The 13,485-nt window shown below is 57.2% G+C and carries 12 protein-coding genes; 7 read left to right on the forward strand and 5 right to left on the reverse strand.

Annotation, left to right across the window (positions count from 1 at the left end):
* Positions 1 to 197: 197 nt before the first annotated feature.
* Positions 198 to 1,934: a PHA/PHB synthase family protein gene (locus tag MPRO_RS07445; RefSeq protein ID WP_067289937.1), complete on the reverse strand. Its 1,737-nt coding sequence runs from the start codon at positions 1,932 to 1,934 to the stop codon at positions 198 to 200.
* A gap of 399 nt (positions 1,935 to 2,333) precedes the next feature.
* Between MPRO_RS07445 and MPRO_RS07450 the strand changes: the two genes are divergently transcribed.
* The gene (locus MPRO_RS07450) at positions 2,334 to 2,579 is read left to right on the forward strand and encodes a glutaredoxin family protein (RefSeq protein WP_067289655.1); all 246 of its coding nucleotides are present in this window, start codon (positions 2,334 to 2,336) and stop codon (positions 2,577 to 2,579) included.
* Positions 2,580 to 2,603: 24 nt separating this feature from the next.
* On the opposite strand, the gene MPRO_RS07455 is transcribed toward MPRO_RS07450, so the two are convergent.
* Entirely contained in the window at positions 2,604 to 3,404 is an 801-nt protein-coding gene (locus MPRO_RS07455) for a TatD family hydrolase (protein WP_245635049.1), read from the reverse strand.
* Positions 3,405 to 3,539: 135 nt separating this feature from the next.
* Complete coding sequence (locus MPRO_RS07460; RefSeq protein ID WP_082708530.1) at positions 3,540 to 5,510, reverse strand: transglycosylase SLT domain-containing protein; 1,971 nt, start codon at positions 5,508 to 5,510, stop codon at positions 3,540 to 3,542.
* Between the two features lie 144 nt (positions 5,511 to 5,654).
* Between MPRO_RS07460 and MPRO_RS07465 the strand changes: the two genes are divergently transcribed.
* The gene (locus tag MPRO_RS07465) at positions 5,655 to 7,538 is read left to right on the forward strand and encodes an ATP-binding cassette domain-containing protein (RefSeq protein WP_067289666.1); all 1,884 of its coding nucleotides are present in this window, start codon (positions 5,655 to 5,657) and stop codon (positions 7,536 to 7,538) included.
* Between the two features lie 88 nt (positions 7,539 to 7,626).
* On the opposite strand, the gene MPRO_RS07470 is transcribed toward MPRO_RS07465, so the two are convergent.
* Positions 7,627 to 8,067, reverse strand: coding sequence for a universal stress protein (locus MPRO_RS07470; RefSeq protein ID WP_067289668.1), 441 nt, complete (start codon positions 8,065 to 8,067; stop codon positions 7,627 to 7,629).
* A gap of 93 nt (positions 8,068 to 8,160) precedes the next feature.
* Between MPRO_RS07470 and MPRO_RS07475 the strand changes: the two genes are divergently transcribed.
* On the forward strand, positions 8,161 to 8,670 hold the full coding sequence (locus MPRO_RS07475; protein WP_067289671.1) for a hypothetical protein: 510 nt from the start codon (positions 8,161 to 8,163) through the stop codon (positions 8,668 to 8,670).
* A gap of 12 nt (positions 8,671 to 8,682) precedes the next feature.
* Entirely contained in the window at positions 8,683 to 8,913 is a 231-nt protein-coding gene (locus MPRO_RS07480) for a DUF1653 domain-containing protein (protein ID WP_067289674.1), read from the forward strand.
* A gap of 26 nt (positions 8,914 to 8,939) precedes the next feature.
* On the opposite strand, the gene MPRO_RS07485 is transcribed toward MPRO_RS07480, so the two are convergent.
* A complete protein-coding gene (locus MPRO_RS07485; RefSeq protein WP_067289677.1) occupies positions 8,940 to 9,659 on the reverse strand; it encodes a hypothetical protein in 720 nt (239 codons plus the stop codon).
* A 187-nt stretch (positions 9,660 to 9,846) separates the two neighbouring features.
* Here MPRO_RS07485 and topA point away from each other — a divergent pair, with 187 nt between their 5' ends.
* From topA to MPRO_RS07500, 3 genes are all read left to right on the forward strand, one after another.
* Positions 9,847 to 12,486 carry a type I DNA topoisomerase gene (gene topA, locus MPRO_RS07490; protein ID WP_067289681.1) on the forward strand — a complete coding sequence of 880 codons (2,640 nt, stop codon included), beginning with the start codon at positions 9,847 to 9,849 and terminating at the stop codon, positions 12,484 to 12,486.
* Positions 12,487 to 12,506: 20 nt separating this feature from the next.
* Positions 12,507 to 13,025 carry a DUF6586 family protein gene (locus tag MPRO_RS07495; RefSeq protein WP_067289685.1) on the forward strand — a complete coding sequence of 173 codons (519 nt, stop codon included), beginning with the start codon at positions 12,507 to 12,509 and terminating at the stop codon, positions 13,023 to 13,025.
* Positions 13,026 to 13,160: 135 nt separating this feature from the next.
* Positions 13,161 to 13,406 (forward strand): hypothetical protein, encoded by a 246-nt coding sequence (locus MPRO_RS07500; RefSeq protein ID WP_067289688.1) that lies wholly within the window; start codon positions 13,161 to 13,163, stop codon positions 13,404 to 13,406.
* Positions 13,407 to 13,485: the final 79 nt, after the last annotated feature.

Genomic DNA, 13,485 nt, shown 5'->3' on the forward strand with positions numbered 1-13,485 from the left:
AACTGCTGCGGACACACAGACCGGGCGGCGTGCCTATGGCTCCAGTTGAGGTTGTGCATGCCGTCACTCCGAACGTGAAACTTGTAATGGGGGCACAGGATAGAGGGGCGGCTGCGAAGGGGCAAGGCGATGCTTGTACAAACAAAAACGGCGGCGGTCCCTGAGGTCCGCCGCCGTTGTTTCTCAGGCCTGCAGCTTTAGTCGATACGTGCGCTGACGTAACGTCCGGGTGCCGGTTCAATTGCCTTGAAAGTCGCGTTGCCAAAGTCGGCCGGCGCGTCCTGCTTTTTGCCAGCGCGGCGTTTCAGCCAGTCGCCCCAGTGCGTCCACCAGGAGCCTTCCTGCTGGGTTGAGGTATCGAACCAGTGATCAGCGCTCTTGCCCTGTTCGCCGCCGGTCCAGTAGTGACGACGGTTTTTGGATGCAGGGTTGATAACGCCGGCTACGTGGCCGCTGGCGCCCAGGACGAATTCAACATTGCCCTTAAAGTTCTCTGCACCCTTGAAGGTGCCTTTCCATGGCGCTATATGGTCTTCAATGGTGGACAGGAAGTAGCAAGGGATTTTGATCTTGCGCAGGTCCACCGGTTCGCCACAGATGGTCAGGGCGTTGGGCTCGACCAGCTTGTTTTCCAGGTACATCTTGTTGATGTAGAAGGTGTACATGTTGGCTGGCAGGTTGGTGGAGTCGCTATTCCAGTAAAGAATGTCGAACGGCGGTGGCGTCTGGCCCTTGAGGTAGTTGTTGACTACATAGGACCAGATCAGGTCGTTGGAGCGCAGCATGTTGAACGAAGCCGCAAGCTCGCGGCCATTGAGAACGCCAGCGTTGTTGACCTTGTCTTCCAGGCGCTTGACCTGCTGTTCGTCGATGAAGACGCACAGGTCGCCCGGATCGCTGAAGTCGGTCAGGGTGGTGAGGAAGGTCGCAGAGGCTACACGGTTGTCCTTGCGTGCCGCCATAACGGCCAGGGCGGTTGCCAGCAATGTACCGCCAACACACCATGCCAGAGCATTGACCTTGTCAGCGCCGCCAATATCGTGGGCCACGTCTATGGCCTTGATGACGCCCTCGCCGACGTAGTCATCCCAGCTGATGTCGCCCTGCTCGATGGAGGGGTTCAGCCAGGACACCAGGAAAACGGTCTGTCCCTGTTCGACACAGTAGCGCACAAAGGAGTTGTGCTCCTGCAAATCGAGGATATAGAACTTGTTGATGCATGGCGGCACTATCAGCAGCGGACGTTCAGTGACCTGCTCGGTCAGCGGCTTGTACTGCAGCAGCTGGAACATGTCGTTCTCGAACACGACTGAGCCTTCGCTCAGGGCAAGGTTTTCGCCCAGCACGAATGCGGATTCGTCCGTCATGGAGATGCGACCCTTGTCGATGTCGCCGAGCAGGTTTTTCAGGCCGTCGACCAGGCTCTTGCCCTTGGTTTCCAGAGCCTGCTGCAGCACTTCCGGGTTGGTGGCGGCAAAGTTGGTCGGGGACAGGGCATCAATATACTGCTTGGTGTAAAACTCCAGCTTGCGCTGTTCGGATTCCGACAGGTTGGCGTTGGACGCCATTTCATTCAGCATCTTGGAGGTCAGCAGGTATGACTGCTTGATGTAGCTGAATACCGGGTTGGCGGACCATTCTTCCGCCTGAAAGCGGCGGTCACCTCGGGTTGGCTCTACGTTGCCTGCGGCGCTGCCGGTAAACAGACTCTGCCACAGGTTCAGCTGTGCGGTCTGGTAGTCGGTGATGGCACGAATCCAGACGGTCGGATCTTCAAAAGAGCGCGTGGTGAGCTCGGTCCAGGACTGGGTGAACTGAGTAAATACGTCATCACCACCTGTGGTGTTGAACATTTCCAGGACTTTCTTCGTTTCCGTGTTCAGGTAGTCGATAAACTCCTGAGGATTCGAAAGAGGGTTGCTGTTTTTATCCATGAATACCGTTTTCTCCGGCTGGATCGACATCCGCAATGCTCGCCTTGCTGAGTCTGCTCGACAGCTTGGCAGGGGCCGATGTTGTGCATTTGCTAAACAAATGAGAAGAGCTAGCATAGCCTTGAGACAAAGGCCCTGACAACCCCTCAATGGGGTGAGGGTCTAATTTTGAAAGAATTATATTGCAGGTGCGCAATGGTAATGAGAGCGGATGGGGCGGTTATTCCGTGAGCACATTGTGATTGTTACGCCGCCATTACAGAGACGTAGCCTTAGCTGCAATTGCAAGGCTGTTTTGCGGCCGGGCGAGGGGCTCGCTAGAATGTTGGGCTGCGTTGCTATTAGCCTGGCAGGGAAGGGTTAATTTGGCGGCAGTGAACTAGATGGCAAGGAATCAGAATGCGGCATTTTTTATTGATGAGTACCAGCGGCTGTCATCTGTGCGATGAGGCGATTGAAATTATCGTCACCGCACTGGATCCAGCACAGCACAGTGTCGATGAAGTGGATATTGCCGACGAGGATGCTCTGGTCGAGCTCTATGGTGTGCGTATTCCGGTGTTGCTGGACGAGGCCAGCGGCGCAGAGCTTGGCTGGCCGTTTGATCGAGCGGGTTTGCTGGCGTTTATTGGGGGTCTGAGTTAGGCGATTGGCTGCAACCAGCTGATGCTAGCGGTCGCTCAGATTGAAGAACGTTTGGCTGTTGGCATGTAGGCGTGCTCGCAGGGCCTCAATTGGCTCGCCGGTGGCCAGTGCCACGCGCTCGGCAATATGAGGCAGGTAGCGAGGTTCGTTGCGTCCCGATTTTGGCTTGGGACGAATGTCCCGTGGTAGCAGATAAGGTGCGTCTGTTTCCAGCAGCAAGCGGTCCGCCGGGATAGCCTTGATGAGTGGCAGCAAATGGCTGCCACGGCGTTCATCGCAGATCCAGCCGGTCAGGCCTATATACAGATCCAGCTCCAGGTAGCCATGCAGCTCTTCTTCGCTGCCGGTAAAGCAGTGCGCAACTGCGCGATTGAAGGAGTCCCGGTGGCGTTTGAGCATGGCGAGCTGTTGCGGGTGGGCGTCGCGCTCGTGCAGGAATAGGGGCAGGTCGGTTTCAATGGCCAGGGCTAGCTGCTGTTCGAAGGCGGCAATCTGCTCGTCCTGGCTGGAAAAGTTGCGATTGAAATCAAGCCCTGTTTCACCGATGGCGACACAGGCGTCATGGCGCGCGAGCAGGCGCAGCTGCTCGTGGGCATCATGGCTGTAGTCACTGGCATGGTGCGGGTGCACGCCTGCTGTGAAGTACAGCTGGCCCGGCCGGCTCTCGCACAATTTGCGGGCGGCATCGCTGCCCGCGACGCTGGTACCGGTCACGATCAAGGTGCTGACGCCTGCCTCGGTGGCGCGCGCCAGCACGGCATCCAGATCCTCGGCAAAGCTTCTGTCGGTGAGGTTGGCGCCAATGTCGGTCATGGGTTCAAGCACGGTCTTGTTCCTGCTGTGGGCGGGGTTATGAAAGGCGGAGATCATAAGCGCAGCGGTGTGGGGGCTGCCCGGTCTTGTGTGCCGCCGGCTCCTGATTAGGTTTCGGCGGGCTTGTCACTAAAGCGGAGGCTGGCGTCAAAGCTTCTTGGTGCCATCGGGCTGGTACAGGGCCAGCAAAGCGGACTCGGCCGGGCTCAGCATGCGGGTGGGTTGCTGGTCACGGACATCGTAGATGACGCCAAATGCCAGTACGTTCTGCACATAGTTGCGGGTTTCATCGAACGGAATGGTTTCTATCCAGATATCCAGCGGCAGATTGCCGCGTTCTTCCAGCCAGCGCGACACTCGGTGGGGGCCGGCATTATAGGCGGCCGTTGCGAATACCCGGTTGCCATTGAAGCGCTCCAGCATCTGGGAGAGGTAGGCGGTGCCGAGCGAGATGTTGGTTTCAGGGGTGTTCAGGTCTGTGCTGTTGCGATAGGGCACAGTATAGCGCTTGGCCACCTGGGCGGCGGTTCTGGGCATTAGCTGCATCAGGCCGCGGGCGCCGGCGCTGGATTGTACCGAGGCCTGGAAGGCGCTTTCCTGGCGGGCAATGGACAGTGCCCAGGTGCGGTTGATGCCGCGCTCTGCGGCATACTGCTTGAACAGTGCCTTGTAGGGGTGCGGGAAGCGGATCGCCAGGTCGTTCCAGCGATTCGAGCTGATGGCGCCACGAATGGACTGGTCATGCCAGTCCCAGCGGCTGGCAACATGGGCGGCGGCGTGGCGGTCTTCGGCATTGAGTCGGGACTGGGCGTGGTTCCACTCCGAGCGCGCCTGGTAGTTTTCCTCGAGGAAAAGCAGTTCGCGCATGCGTGCGAACGCAGGGTTTTGTTCCAGGCGATCGAGTTGCGCCTTGTCAAAACCCGCCGGCTCATCCTCCAGGTTGTAGGGGCGGTCATGCATTTCGGCGGCGAGAAAACTGTAGAAATTGCGCGACCCGATCAGTTTGGACAGGCTGTCCTCGCTATTGCTGCCCTTGCCGGTGCGGTCGATGGCCACGCTATTCCAGTAAAGCCAGCGCTCGTTGGCTTGCAGTTCTGCTGGCAGACGCTTGATCAGCTGCTGCACCCTGTTCCAGTCAAGCCGGGTGAGGGCATTGCGAATGCGCCATTCAGTAACCTCTTCCTGCTGAAAATCGGGATCCAGGCGCACCATCAGTGCCTCGTAGTCGGGCAGAAAATTCTTGCCCATGCGTACGCCGAAGTAGCGGTCCAGAGTGTCCCGGCGTTGTGCATCCACCTTGAGGCGATCGCGATCGCGTACCCAGAGCTCGAATGATTGCTCCAGATCCTTGCGCGCCAGTTGGCGGATACCATAGGCGGCAATTCGTCCGTGTAGCGGGTTGGCGGAACTCAGCAGACTGCGGTCTTTCAGGGCAGCAGGATCTGCGCTGACCTTGAGGAACAGTTCGCTGACTGATTTGTGTTCAGATTGGGTGAGGTAGCGCTGTACGTATTTTGCCAGTGAGGTATTGCCGGCTTCAGCTGCCTTGAAAAAACGGCTCAGTGCTATATCGGAACTGAGGTTGCCGGCCTTGATCCAGCTGTCAAACAGCGGGTCGCAACTATTGGGCTGGGAAGTGCCTGCATCCCAAAGTTCCTTGGCGCCGGTGTAGGCTGTCGCGGTGTCGCCGGTATTGAGTCGTGCTGTCAGCTCCAGGCATTTGTACCTTGTGCCGCTGATCGGGTTTTGCTCCATGGCGCGCAGAAGACCGTGCCAGGCCTGCTGGCGTGCCAGCTGGTTGATCCAGCTGCGCTGCAGGCGCGATACCAGCGGTGTATCTGCGTGGCTGGCGGCAAACTGATCGATCTGACTCTGGCTGGCGCTGGCCAGGCGTCGTTCCATCTGGTCGTACTCCAGATAGGGATAAAGCGGATAGTTCTTAAGCTTGGGTGAAATGTTGTCAAAGGTTTCCCAGTCTCCAGCTGCCACCGCCTGCCTGGCCTGTATATAGCTTGCCCGTTCGCGAGCAAAGGTATCTAGGGTGCTGGCAGCCAGTGTTGGTAGCGAAAAAGTACAGCCCAGCGTTAGCGCTGCGCACATCCTGGAGAGTGGTTTCATAGTTTGTTTACAGCCCTGCTTAGCCGAATTAGCCTCCAGTCTACTGGAGTCATCTGTACAAAATACAGGGGTTGAACAGTTTTCATATTTGCAGCGGAATTGCTGTAGAATGTGCGTCCCTCAAATGAGCCGAATACATACACTATGCCGCTGATACGACTTGACAATATTTCCATCGCCTTTGGTACCAGGGCACTGCTGGACCAAGTCTGTTTTCAGATCGACCCTGGCGAGCGTGTTGCGCTGGTGGGGCTTAATGGCGCAGGGAAGTCGACCTTGCTGAAACTTATCGGCGGTCAGTTGCAGGCCGATGGTGGCGAGTTCTGGGTTGATCCGAGCTGTCGTGTTGCCGAACTGCCCCAGGCGCTGCCGGCGGCGGATGAGCGTGCTGTGCGGGACGTGGTGATGAGCGGCCTGGGTGAAGTCGTGGAAATGCGCCGACGCTACGAAGAACTGGTGATGGAACATGACGAGCGCACCATGGCCAAACTCGATGTGCTGCAGCAGCAAATCGAGGCTGTGGATGGCTGGCACCTTGAGCAGAAGGTCCAGCGCGTTATGGAACGCCTGGGTCTGCCGGAAGATCGCCTTATGTCAGAGCTGTCCGGTGGCTGGCGCAGACGTGCGGCGCTCGGTGCCGCCCTGGTGCAGGAGCCTGACCTGCTGTTGCTCGACGAGCCTACCAACCATCTGGATATCGAAACCATCGAATGGATCGAGCAGCAGATGAAAGACTTCCGCGGCGGCCTGCTGTTTATTTCCCATGACCGGTCGTTGGTTGAGTCTCTGGCAACGCGCATCGTCGAAATTGATCGCGGCAAGCTGGTGTCCTTCCCTGGTAGCTACAGCCAGTACAAGGTGCGCAAGGAGCAGATGCTGAACGAAGAAGCGCGTCACAATGCCGAATTTGACAAGAAGCTGGCCCAGGAAGAAGTCTGGATTCGCCAGGGGGTCAAGGCACGCCGCACTCGTAACGAAGGCCGCGTGCGGGCGCTGGAAGCGCTGCGCAGCGAAAGATCCGAGCGGCGCAACCGTCAGGGTTCGGCCAAGTTTGGTCTGGAAACCGCTCAGCGTTCCGGCAAGCTGGTGGCAGAACTGAAGGACGTATCCCTGGGCTACGATGGTCGTACCCTGGTGGACAAGCTGTCGCTGACCATCAATCGCGGTGATCGCATTGGCCTGATCGGGCCCAACGGTATTGGCAAGAGCAGCCTGCTCAAGCTGGTGCTGGGTCAGCAGGCGCCTGATAGCGGTGTAGTGAATCAGGGTACCAAGGTTGAAGTGGCTTATTTCGATCAGCTGCGTGGTCAGCTCGATATGGAAAAAACGGTTATCGACAACATTTCCCAGGGCCGCGAAAGCATCACTATCAATGGCAAGGACCGCCATATCATCAGCTACCTGAGCGACTTTCTGTTCGCGCCTGAGCGTGCTCGAACGCCGGTCAAGGCGCTGTCCGGCGGCGAGTGTAACCGCGTGCTGCTGGCCAAATTGTTCAGTCAGCCAGCCAACGTGCTGGTGCTCGATGAGCCGACTAACGATCTGGATGTGGAGACTCTGGAGCTGCTGGAAGAAATTCTGCTGGAATTCACCGGTACAGTGTTGCTTGTCAGTCATGACCGTGCCTTCCTCGACAACGTCGTGACCAGCACTCTGGTCTTTGAAGGTCAGGGCAGGATCAATGAATACGTGGGTGGTTATCACGACTGGATTCGCCAAAGGCCGCAGCCAGTTGTGGCCCAGGCGTCCAAAGGCCGGGTTGAAAAACCGGTGCTGGGCAAGGAAGGGGCGCCCAAGGCTGCGCGCAAACTGAGCTACAAGGTGCAGCGCGAGCTGGACGGGCTACCGGCGCAACTGGAGGCCGCTGAGGCCAAGTTGGCTGAGCTCCAGGCCGCCATGTCGGACAGCAGTTTTTATGAGCAGGGTCAGGACAAGGTGCAGGCCGGGCTTGATGCCTTTGCGCAGCAGGAAAAAGTGGTGGAAGCGCTGATGGAGCGCTGGGTCGAACTGGAAGCAATGCAGGACTAAAACGCTTTAGCGGCTGCTGGGCGGTCGCTGCTGAATTCTTTGGTTAAAGTGAAACCGGGGCGGCGCTGGCCGGCCCCGGGGCAAAAACTTATTTGATCTGTTGCACGCGTATGGCGAGTACGTCGCAGTGGGCGCCGTGCAGTACACCATTGGCGGTAGAGCCGAGCAGCAGCGACAGGCCGTGTCGGCCATGGCTGCCCACGATCACCAGATCGATGGAATGCTCGTCGCAGTGGCGGTGAATTTCAGATTCAGTGTGACCGCTGACAATGAATTTGTGTGTCACCGGATGGCTGAGGCGGGCAGCAAAGCTGTCGAGCTTTACGCGGGCGTGGTCGTCTAGTTGCTCCTGAATAGTGGTCAGGTCCATGGGAACATCACCGCCGTAGGCAAAGCTCAGAGGCTCGATTACATGAATGAGGCTCAGCTCTGCGTTGTTGCGCTCGGCGATCTCACAGGTTTTGTCGATTAGCTGATCTGATTCTTCAGACAGGTCAACCGCCAGCAAGATTCGTTTATAAGCACTCATGATCAAAAGTTTCCGTCTGGTTGCGTTAACTTGAGATTAGCATAGCGACCCGGGAATCGGGCACTCAAACATTCAGCAGGATATGCGAACCTTATGTGGACCTGGGGAATAATCATATTGATCATGCTGTCGCTCATAGGTTCCATGATGTGGGCCATGCCAACGCCGCGGGAAAAAGCTCAGGCGATGGTGCGCAGCAAGGCCCGTACTCTTGGGCTGCAGGTGCAAATGGTCAGGCTGACGGCGCCTCGTGCGACGGGCGAGGCTGAAGCCGAGGAGTATGAGCGTGCCGCTTACCGCTATCTGCGCCATGGTCTAAGCGCAGTGCAGCGCGAGCGTCTGCAGCCCTGGCAGCTGTTTCGCATCCACTCGCTGGCCAATGAGGGTTTGCCTGAAGGCTGGAGCTGGAAGCAGGGTGAGCGCATGCTGTCGCAAGAGCAGCTTGATGTTCTGGCAGAGGTGTTGCCCACGCTGCCTGTGGATGTGGTTGCGCTGGAGTCGACATCACTCTATATCACTGCATTCTGGGGCGAGCGTGGCGGCATTGAAGGCGTTGAGAAGATTCGGGCTGCACTTCAGCGCGTCTCAGATCGGAGTTTTTGACAGGAGATGAATATGGGCAATCTGCAACAGCCGCAGCCGGGGCTCTATCGGCATTACAAGGGCAGTGAATACGAAGTGGTGGGCTGTGCTCGTCATTCGGAAACTGAAGAGTGGCTGGTCGTCTATAGGCCCTGTTACGGCGAGCGGGCGCTCTGGGTAAGGCCCCTGGCGATGTTTGTCGAAACTGTCTCGGGGCCGGCGGGTGAGCCAGTCGCGCGTTTTGCCCGTATCGATGAGGCCTGATCGATTGATTGACGCTGTTTAGAGGCTCAGTCCTTGAAATAGGCCTCAAGATTGTCGGCCAGGGTGCCGTCTGAGCGTTGCGGGCGTGGCTCCAGGCTATCCAGCAGTGTCTGGATCTGGGTCAGGCGTTCCTGCTTGAACTGCTGTGGCACCATGGCGCGGGTCAGGACCGCCTTGGCGTGTTTTAGGTGCGACAGGGCGGCGGGCTTGTCCTGAATGCCAAGGCTTTTCTGGCCCTGAGTCAGATGCGCCGTGGCAATAATTGATACGTTCAGCCAGTGCAGCTCCTGCGCGTAACTTTTCGCAAGCGTCGGTGACAAATTTTTATTCTGAGCCATTTCGGTCAACAGCTCGCGGGCATAATTAATGAAGATGGATGCTCGCTTGATAGCGCGGTCACTGTTTAGCGCCGCAGCTGCTGCGGTGGAGCGGTCCGCGTTCTGTTTCTGGCTGTTCAGTGTGCTCAGAAGTGGGTTGTCGGGCGTCAGGGCTGCCATTTCACTGATCAGTCCTGCAACATGGGTTTCAATGCGGTCAATAATCTCTGGCTTGCAGCTGCAGGCACGCAAAATTCCCAGGGCATTGATGCCATGCTCTGCCTGTTGGCCTAGGGACTTTACCCGCTCAGCCTGAGTGCGGGCATGTTGTTCGCGCAGGCTGATAATGTGGCTGCCAATTAGGGCCAATAGTCCGACAACGGCGATTATGATGAGTATGATGATGTTGTCGTGCAGCATGAGTGCCATGGGGGTTGGTTATTAACTCTCTGAATTATAAAGTGTAACAGAAGCATTTTTCATCTGATGCAGCGTTCTGGCCCTATCGTGGCCAAAAAAGCAGCTTTTTCTTCGCTTTGCTTGACCCCCGCAATGTCAGCACTTATATATGCACGCTGATTCAGTTAGCCGATTCCGCGCCAAGGAACATTATTCTATGGGAAAGTCACTCGTTATCGTCGAGTCTCCGGCAAAGGCCAAGACGATAAACAAATACCTCGGCAGCCAGTATGTCGTTAAGTCGAGCGTAGGCCATATTCGCGATCTTCCGACCAGCGGAACCGCAACCAAAAGTGATCCGAAGGAACGGGCGCGCCAGGCGGCGCTGACACGCAAGATGTCGCCCGAGGACAAGGCGGTGTACAAGGAGCGCAAGTCCAAGGAACAGTTGATCGGCCGCATGGGCGTTGACCCTGACAATGGCTGGGCGGCCCGCTACGAGATTCTTCCCGGTAAGGAAAAGGTCGTTGAAGAACTGAAGCGTCTGGCGGAAAACGCCGACGAAATCTATCTCGCAACGGATTTGGACCGCGAGGGGGAGGCCATTGCCTGGCATCTGCGTGAGGCTATAGGCGGGGATGATTCCCGCTACCGCCGCGTGGTGTTCAACGAAATTACCAAGAAGGCCATAAAAGCGGCATTCGAGAAGCCCTCCGAGCTTGACCTGGCGCGGGTCAATGCGCAGCAGGCACGACGTTTCCTCGATCGTGTGGTGGGCTATATGCTGTCGCCACTGCTGTGGGAAAAGGTTGCGCGTGGTCTGTCCGCCGGACGCGTGCAGTCGGTCGCGACCCGCCTGGTGGTGGAGCGTGAGCGGGAAATTCGTGCCTTTGTACCGGAAGAGTACTGGGAGCTGCACGCCGATACGCTGACTGACGACAAGGCCGCTGTGCGGCTGCAGGTGACCCGCTTCAAGGACCAGGCGTTCAGGCCGGTCAGCGAGCAGGAAACCAATGTGTCGCTGAAGCTGCTGGAAGGCGCGACCTATAAAATCGTCAAGCGAGAAGACAAGCCGACCACAACCAAGCCTGGCGCGCCCTACATCACGTCAACGCTGCAGCAGGCCGCAAGTACGCGCCTGGGCTACGGCGTCAAGAAAACCATGATGATGGCTCAGCGGCTGTATGAGGCCGGTTACATCACCTATATGCGTACTGACTCCACCAACCTCAGCGTCGACGCCGTGGAGCAGTGCCGCGAGTACATCGGCGATATGTTCGGCAGCAAATACCTGCCCGATGCGCCTGTGGTGTACAGCAGCAAGGAAGGCGCGCAGGAAGCACACGAAGCAATTCGACCGTCCGATGTCAGCATTGAGGCGACGGCGCTGACCAATATGGAACGTGACGCCGAGCGACTTTACGACCTGATTCGTCGCCAATTCCTGGCCTGTCAAATGACTCCAGCGGAATATCTCAGTACGCGAGTGCAGGTCAGTGCCGGAGACTTCGAGCTGCGTACGCGCGGTCGTATTCTCAAGTTTGATGGCTTTACCCGGGTATTTCCGACCAAGGGCAAGAACGACGAAGACGTTATACTGCCGGACCTCAAGGCAGGCCAGGCGCTGGCGCTCGACGTGCTTGACCCCAAGCAGCACTTTACCAAGTCTGCGCCGCGTTACACCGAGGCAAGCCTGGTTAAGGAACTGGAAAAACGCGGTATCGGTCGTCCATCCACTTATGCAGCGATCATTTCAACGATTCAGGATCGCGGTTATGTGGAGGTGCAAAATCGGCGCTTCTATGCCCAGAAAATGGGCGATATCGTTACCGAGCGGCTAACGGAAAACTTTACCGACCTGATGGATTTCAGTTTTACCGCGCGCATGGAAGAGGCGCTGGATGATGTGGCCAGTGGTTCCAAGAACTGGAAACAGGTACTTGATGGATTCTATGCAGGGTTTGTGAAAAAACTTGAAGAGTCGCGCAGTGAAGAAGGCGGTATGCGCCCCAATACGCCGACGGAAACCGATATCCCCTGTCCGGTCTGCAGCCGCGTCATGATGATCAGAACCGCCAGTACCGGTGTGTTTTTGGGCTGTTCCGGCTATGCTCTGCCGCCCAAGGAGCGTTGCAAGGAAACCATTAATCTGGTGTCCGGCGACGAGGTGGTGAGTGAAGATGCCGATGATGAGGCGGAGTCGCGTTTGTTGCGCAAGAAGCACCGCTGCGTTAAATGCAGCGCCGCGATGGACTCCTACCTGGTCGATCAGACCCGCAAGTTGCATGTCTGTGGTAATAATCCGGATTGCGACGGCTTTGAAGTCGAGGTTGGCAGTTATCGCATCAAGGGTTATGAAGGCCCGACCATTGAGTGCGACAAGTGTAGCGCCCAGATGGAGCTTAAAACCGGCCGTTTCGGCAAGTATTTCGGTTGTTCCAACAGCGAATGCAAGAATACCCGCAAGCTGCTCAAAAGTGGCGAAGCCGCACCGCCCAAGATGGATCCAGTGCCAATGCCTGAGTTGCAGTGCGAAAAGGTGGACGATACCTATATTCTGCGCGACGGTGCCAGTGGCCTTTTCCTGGCGGCGAGTCAGTTTCCAAAGAATCGCGAAACGCGGCCACCCAAGGTGCGGGAGTTGCTGCCACACAAGGAGGCAATCGACCCCAAGTACAGCTTCCTGTTTGATGCGCCCGTTGCGGATGCCGACGGCAATCCGACGCTGATTCGCTTCAGTCGCAAGACCAAGGAGCAGTATGTAATGACGGAGGTTGAAGGCAAGGCAACCGGATGGCGTGCCTACTTTGATGGTGGTCGCTGGGTAGTGGAAGATAAGGCTAAAAAAGCCAAATAACGGCTGGCGGAGTAGATTGCATGAGTGAATTTGTCACCCGCACTAGTCAGAAGCTGAACTTTGTTCAGCTTCAGCTGGAGCCGCTGCTCCAGGCGCAGGCCTTCACTGGCTGGAGTCGGCAGGCCCAAATTGAGTGTTGCCAGGAGTCGGTGCTGTTTCATCTGGCGTCGGCCTATGGTGCCTTTCTGCGTGAAATCGGTGATCACTACCGCCTGGATATGACAGAGCTGCAGAACTTCACCGACCTTGACGGCTTGTTTGAGCAGGCAGCGGTGCAGTCGCCTGAGCACACTGAGTTGGCCTCGCTGGAGCAGGATGCCACGAGCTGGCTGCGGCGTATGCGTGCAGCCTATGAGGCTTGCTGGCAGTCAGCTGCCAGGCCCCAGGCAAGCAGTGCTGTCGGGAGTCAGTCCGAGATTCGATTGATGTCACTCAGTGCCGATACTCCAACAGAGGTCACGCCGCAGTTGTGTCAGCTATGGCAGCGTGAGCTGTCTCAGCTGGTGGAACGCTTGCGTGCGGGTATGCAGGAATGGTGAAATTGTCGCGGTCAGTGTGAGTGGGGCGCCCTGTCTGTCATTCAGGTATCGAGCGCAGATGTGCGCTGGTTAAAGGTACTGATAGCAGATTTCAAGGCGGTCAGCGGGCACCACAGTAAAAGACAAAAGGATTATATGAAAGACGCATTGCTTGAAATTGTCATGCTGGAGACGGGCGAAATTGTCGTTCGTCGCTCCAGTGAGCAGGATGAGCCGCTACTGACGCTGAGCTTTTCTGAAGAGTTGTCCAGCAAGCTGGGTGATGAGCGTATTAATATAGCCAAGATCATGTTGTCGGCCGGTGTGCAGCTGGTGGCCGAGGCGGGTGCGCGTCAGCGTGAAGCTGAGGCCGATGTGTTAAGGTCGCCTGTTATTCATTAATTGCGCTTCCCCGGCTGCAGTTCACTCAATGCAGTCCGGGTGCTTGTGGCTGTCCGTAACCCAATATTTCTCATTCCTC

This window comes from Marinobacterium profundum (assembly GCF_001528745.1).
GTDB lineage: Bacteria > Pseudomonadota > Gammaproteobacteria > Pseudomonadales > Balneatricaceae > Marinobacterium_A > Marinobacterium_A profundum.

What these genes read in the sequence shown, in the direction of transcription:
- MPRO_RS07470 (WP_067289668.1), bottom strand. Translation starts at nt 8,067, where the DNA reads ATGAGTGCTTATAAACGAATCTTGCTGGCGGTTGACCTGTCTGAAGAA.
- topA (WP_067289681.1), top strand. Translation starts at nt 9,847, where the DNA reads ATGGGAAAGTCACTCGTTATCGTCGAGTCTCCGGCAAAGGCCAAGACG.
- MPRO_RS07480 (WP_067289674.1), top strand. Translation starts at nt 8,683, where the DNA reads ATGGGCAATCTGCAACAGCCGCAGCCGGGGCTCTATCGGCATTACAAG.
- MPRO_RS07445 (WP_067289937.1), bottom strand. Translation starts at nt 1,934, where the DNA reads ATGGATAAAAACAGCAACCCTCTTTCGAATCCTCAGGAGTTTATCGAC.
- MPRO_RS07500 (WP_067289688.1), top strand. Translation starts at nt 13,161, where the DNA reads ATGAAAGACGCATTGCTTGAAATTGTCATGCTGGAGACGGGCGAAATT.
- MPRO_RS07460 (WP_082708530.1), bottom strand. Translation starts at nt 5,510, where the DNA reads ATGAAACCACTCTCCAGGATGTGCGCAGCGCTAACGCTGGGCTGTACT.
- MPRO_RS07485 (WP_067289677.1), bottom strand. Translation starts at nt 9,659, where the DNA reads ATGGCACTCATGCTGCACGACAACATCATCATACTCATCATAATCGCC.
- MPRO_RS07450 (WP_067289655.1), top strand. Translation starts at nt 2,334, where the DNA reads ATGCGGCATTTTTTATTGATGAGTACCAGCGGCTGTCATCTGTGCGAT.
- MPRO_RS07465 (WP_067289666.1), top strand. Translation starts at nt 5,655, where the DNA reads ATGCCGCTGATACGACTTGACAATATTTCCATCGCCTTTGGTACCAGG.
- MPRO_RS07495 (WP_067289685.1), top strand. Translation starts at nt 12,507, where the DNA reads ATGAGTGAATTTGTCACCCGCACTAGTCAGAAGCTGAACTTTGTTCAG.
- MPRO_RS07475 (WP_067289671.1), top strand. Translation starts at nt 8,161, where the DNA reads ATGTGGACCTGGGGAATAATCATATTGATCATGCTGTCGCTCATAGGT.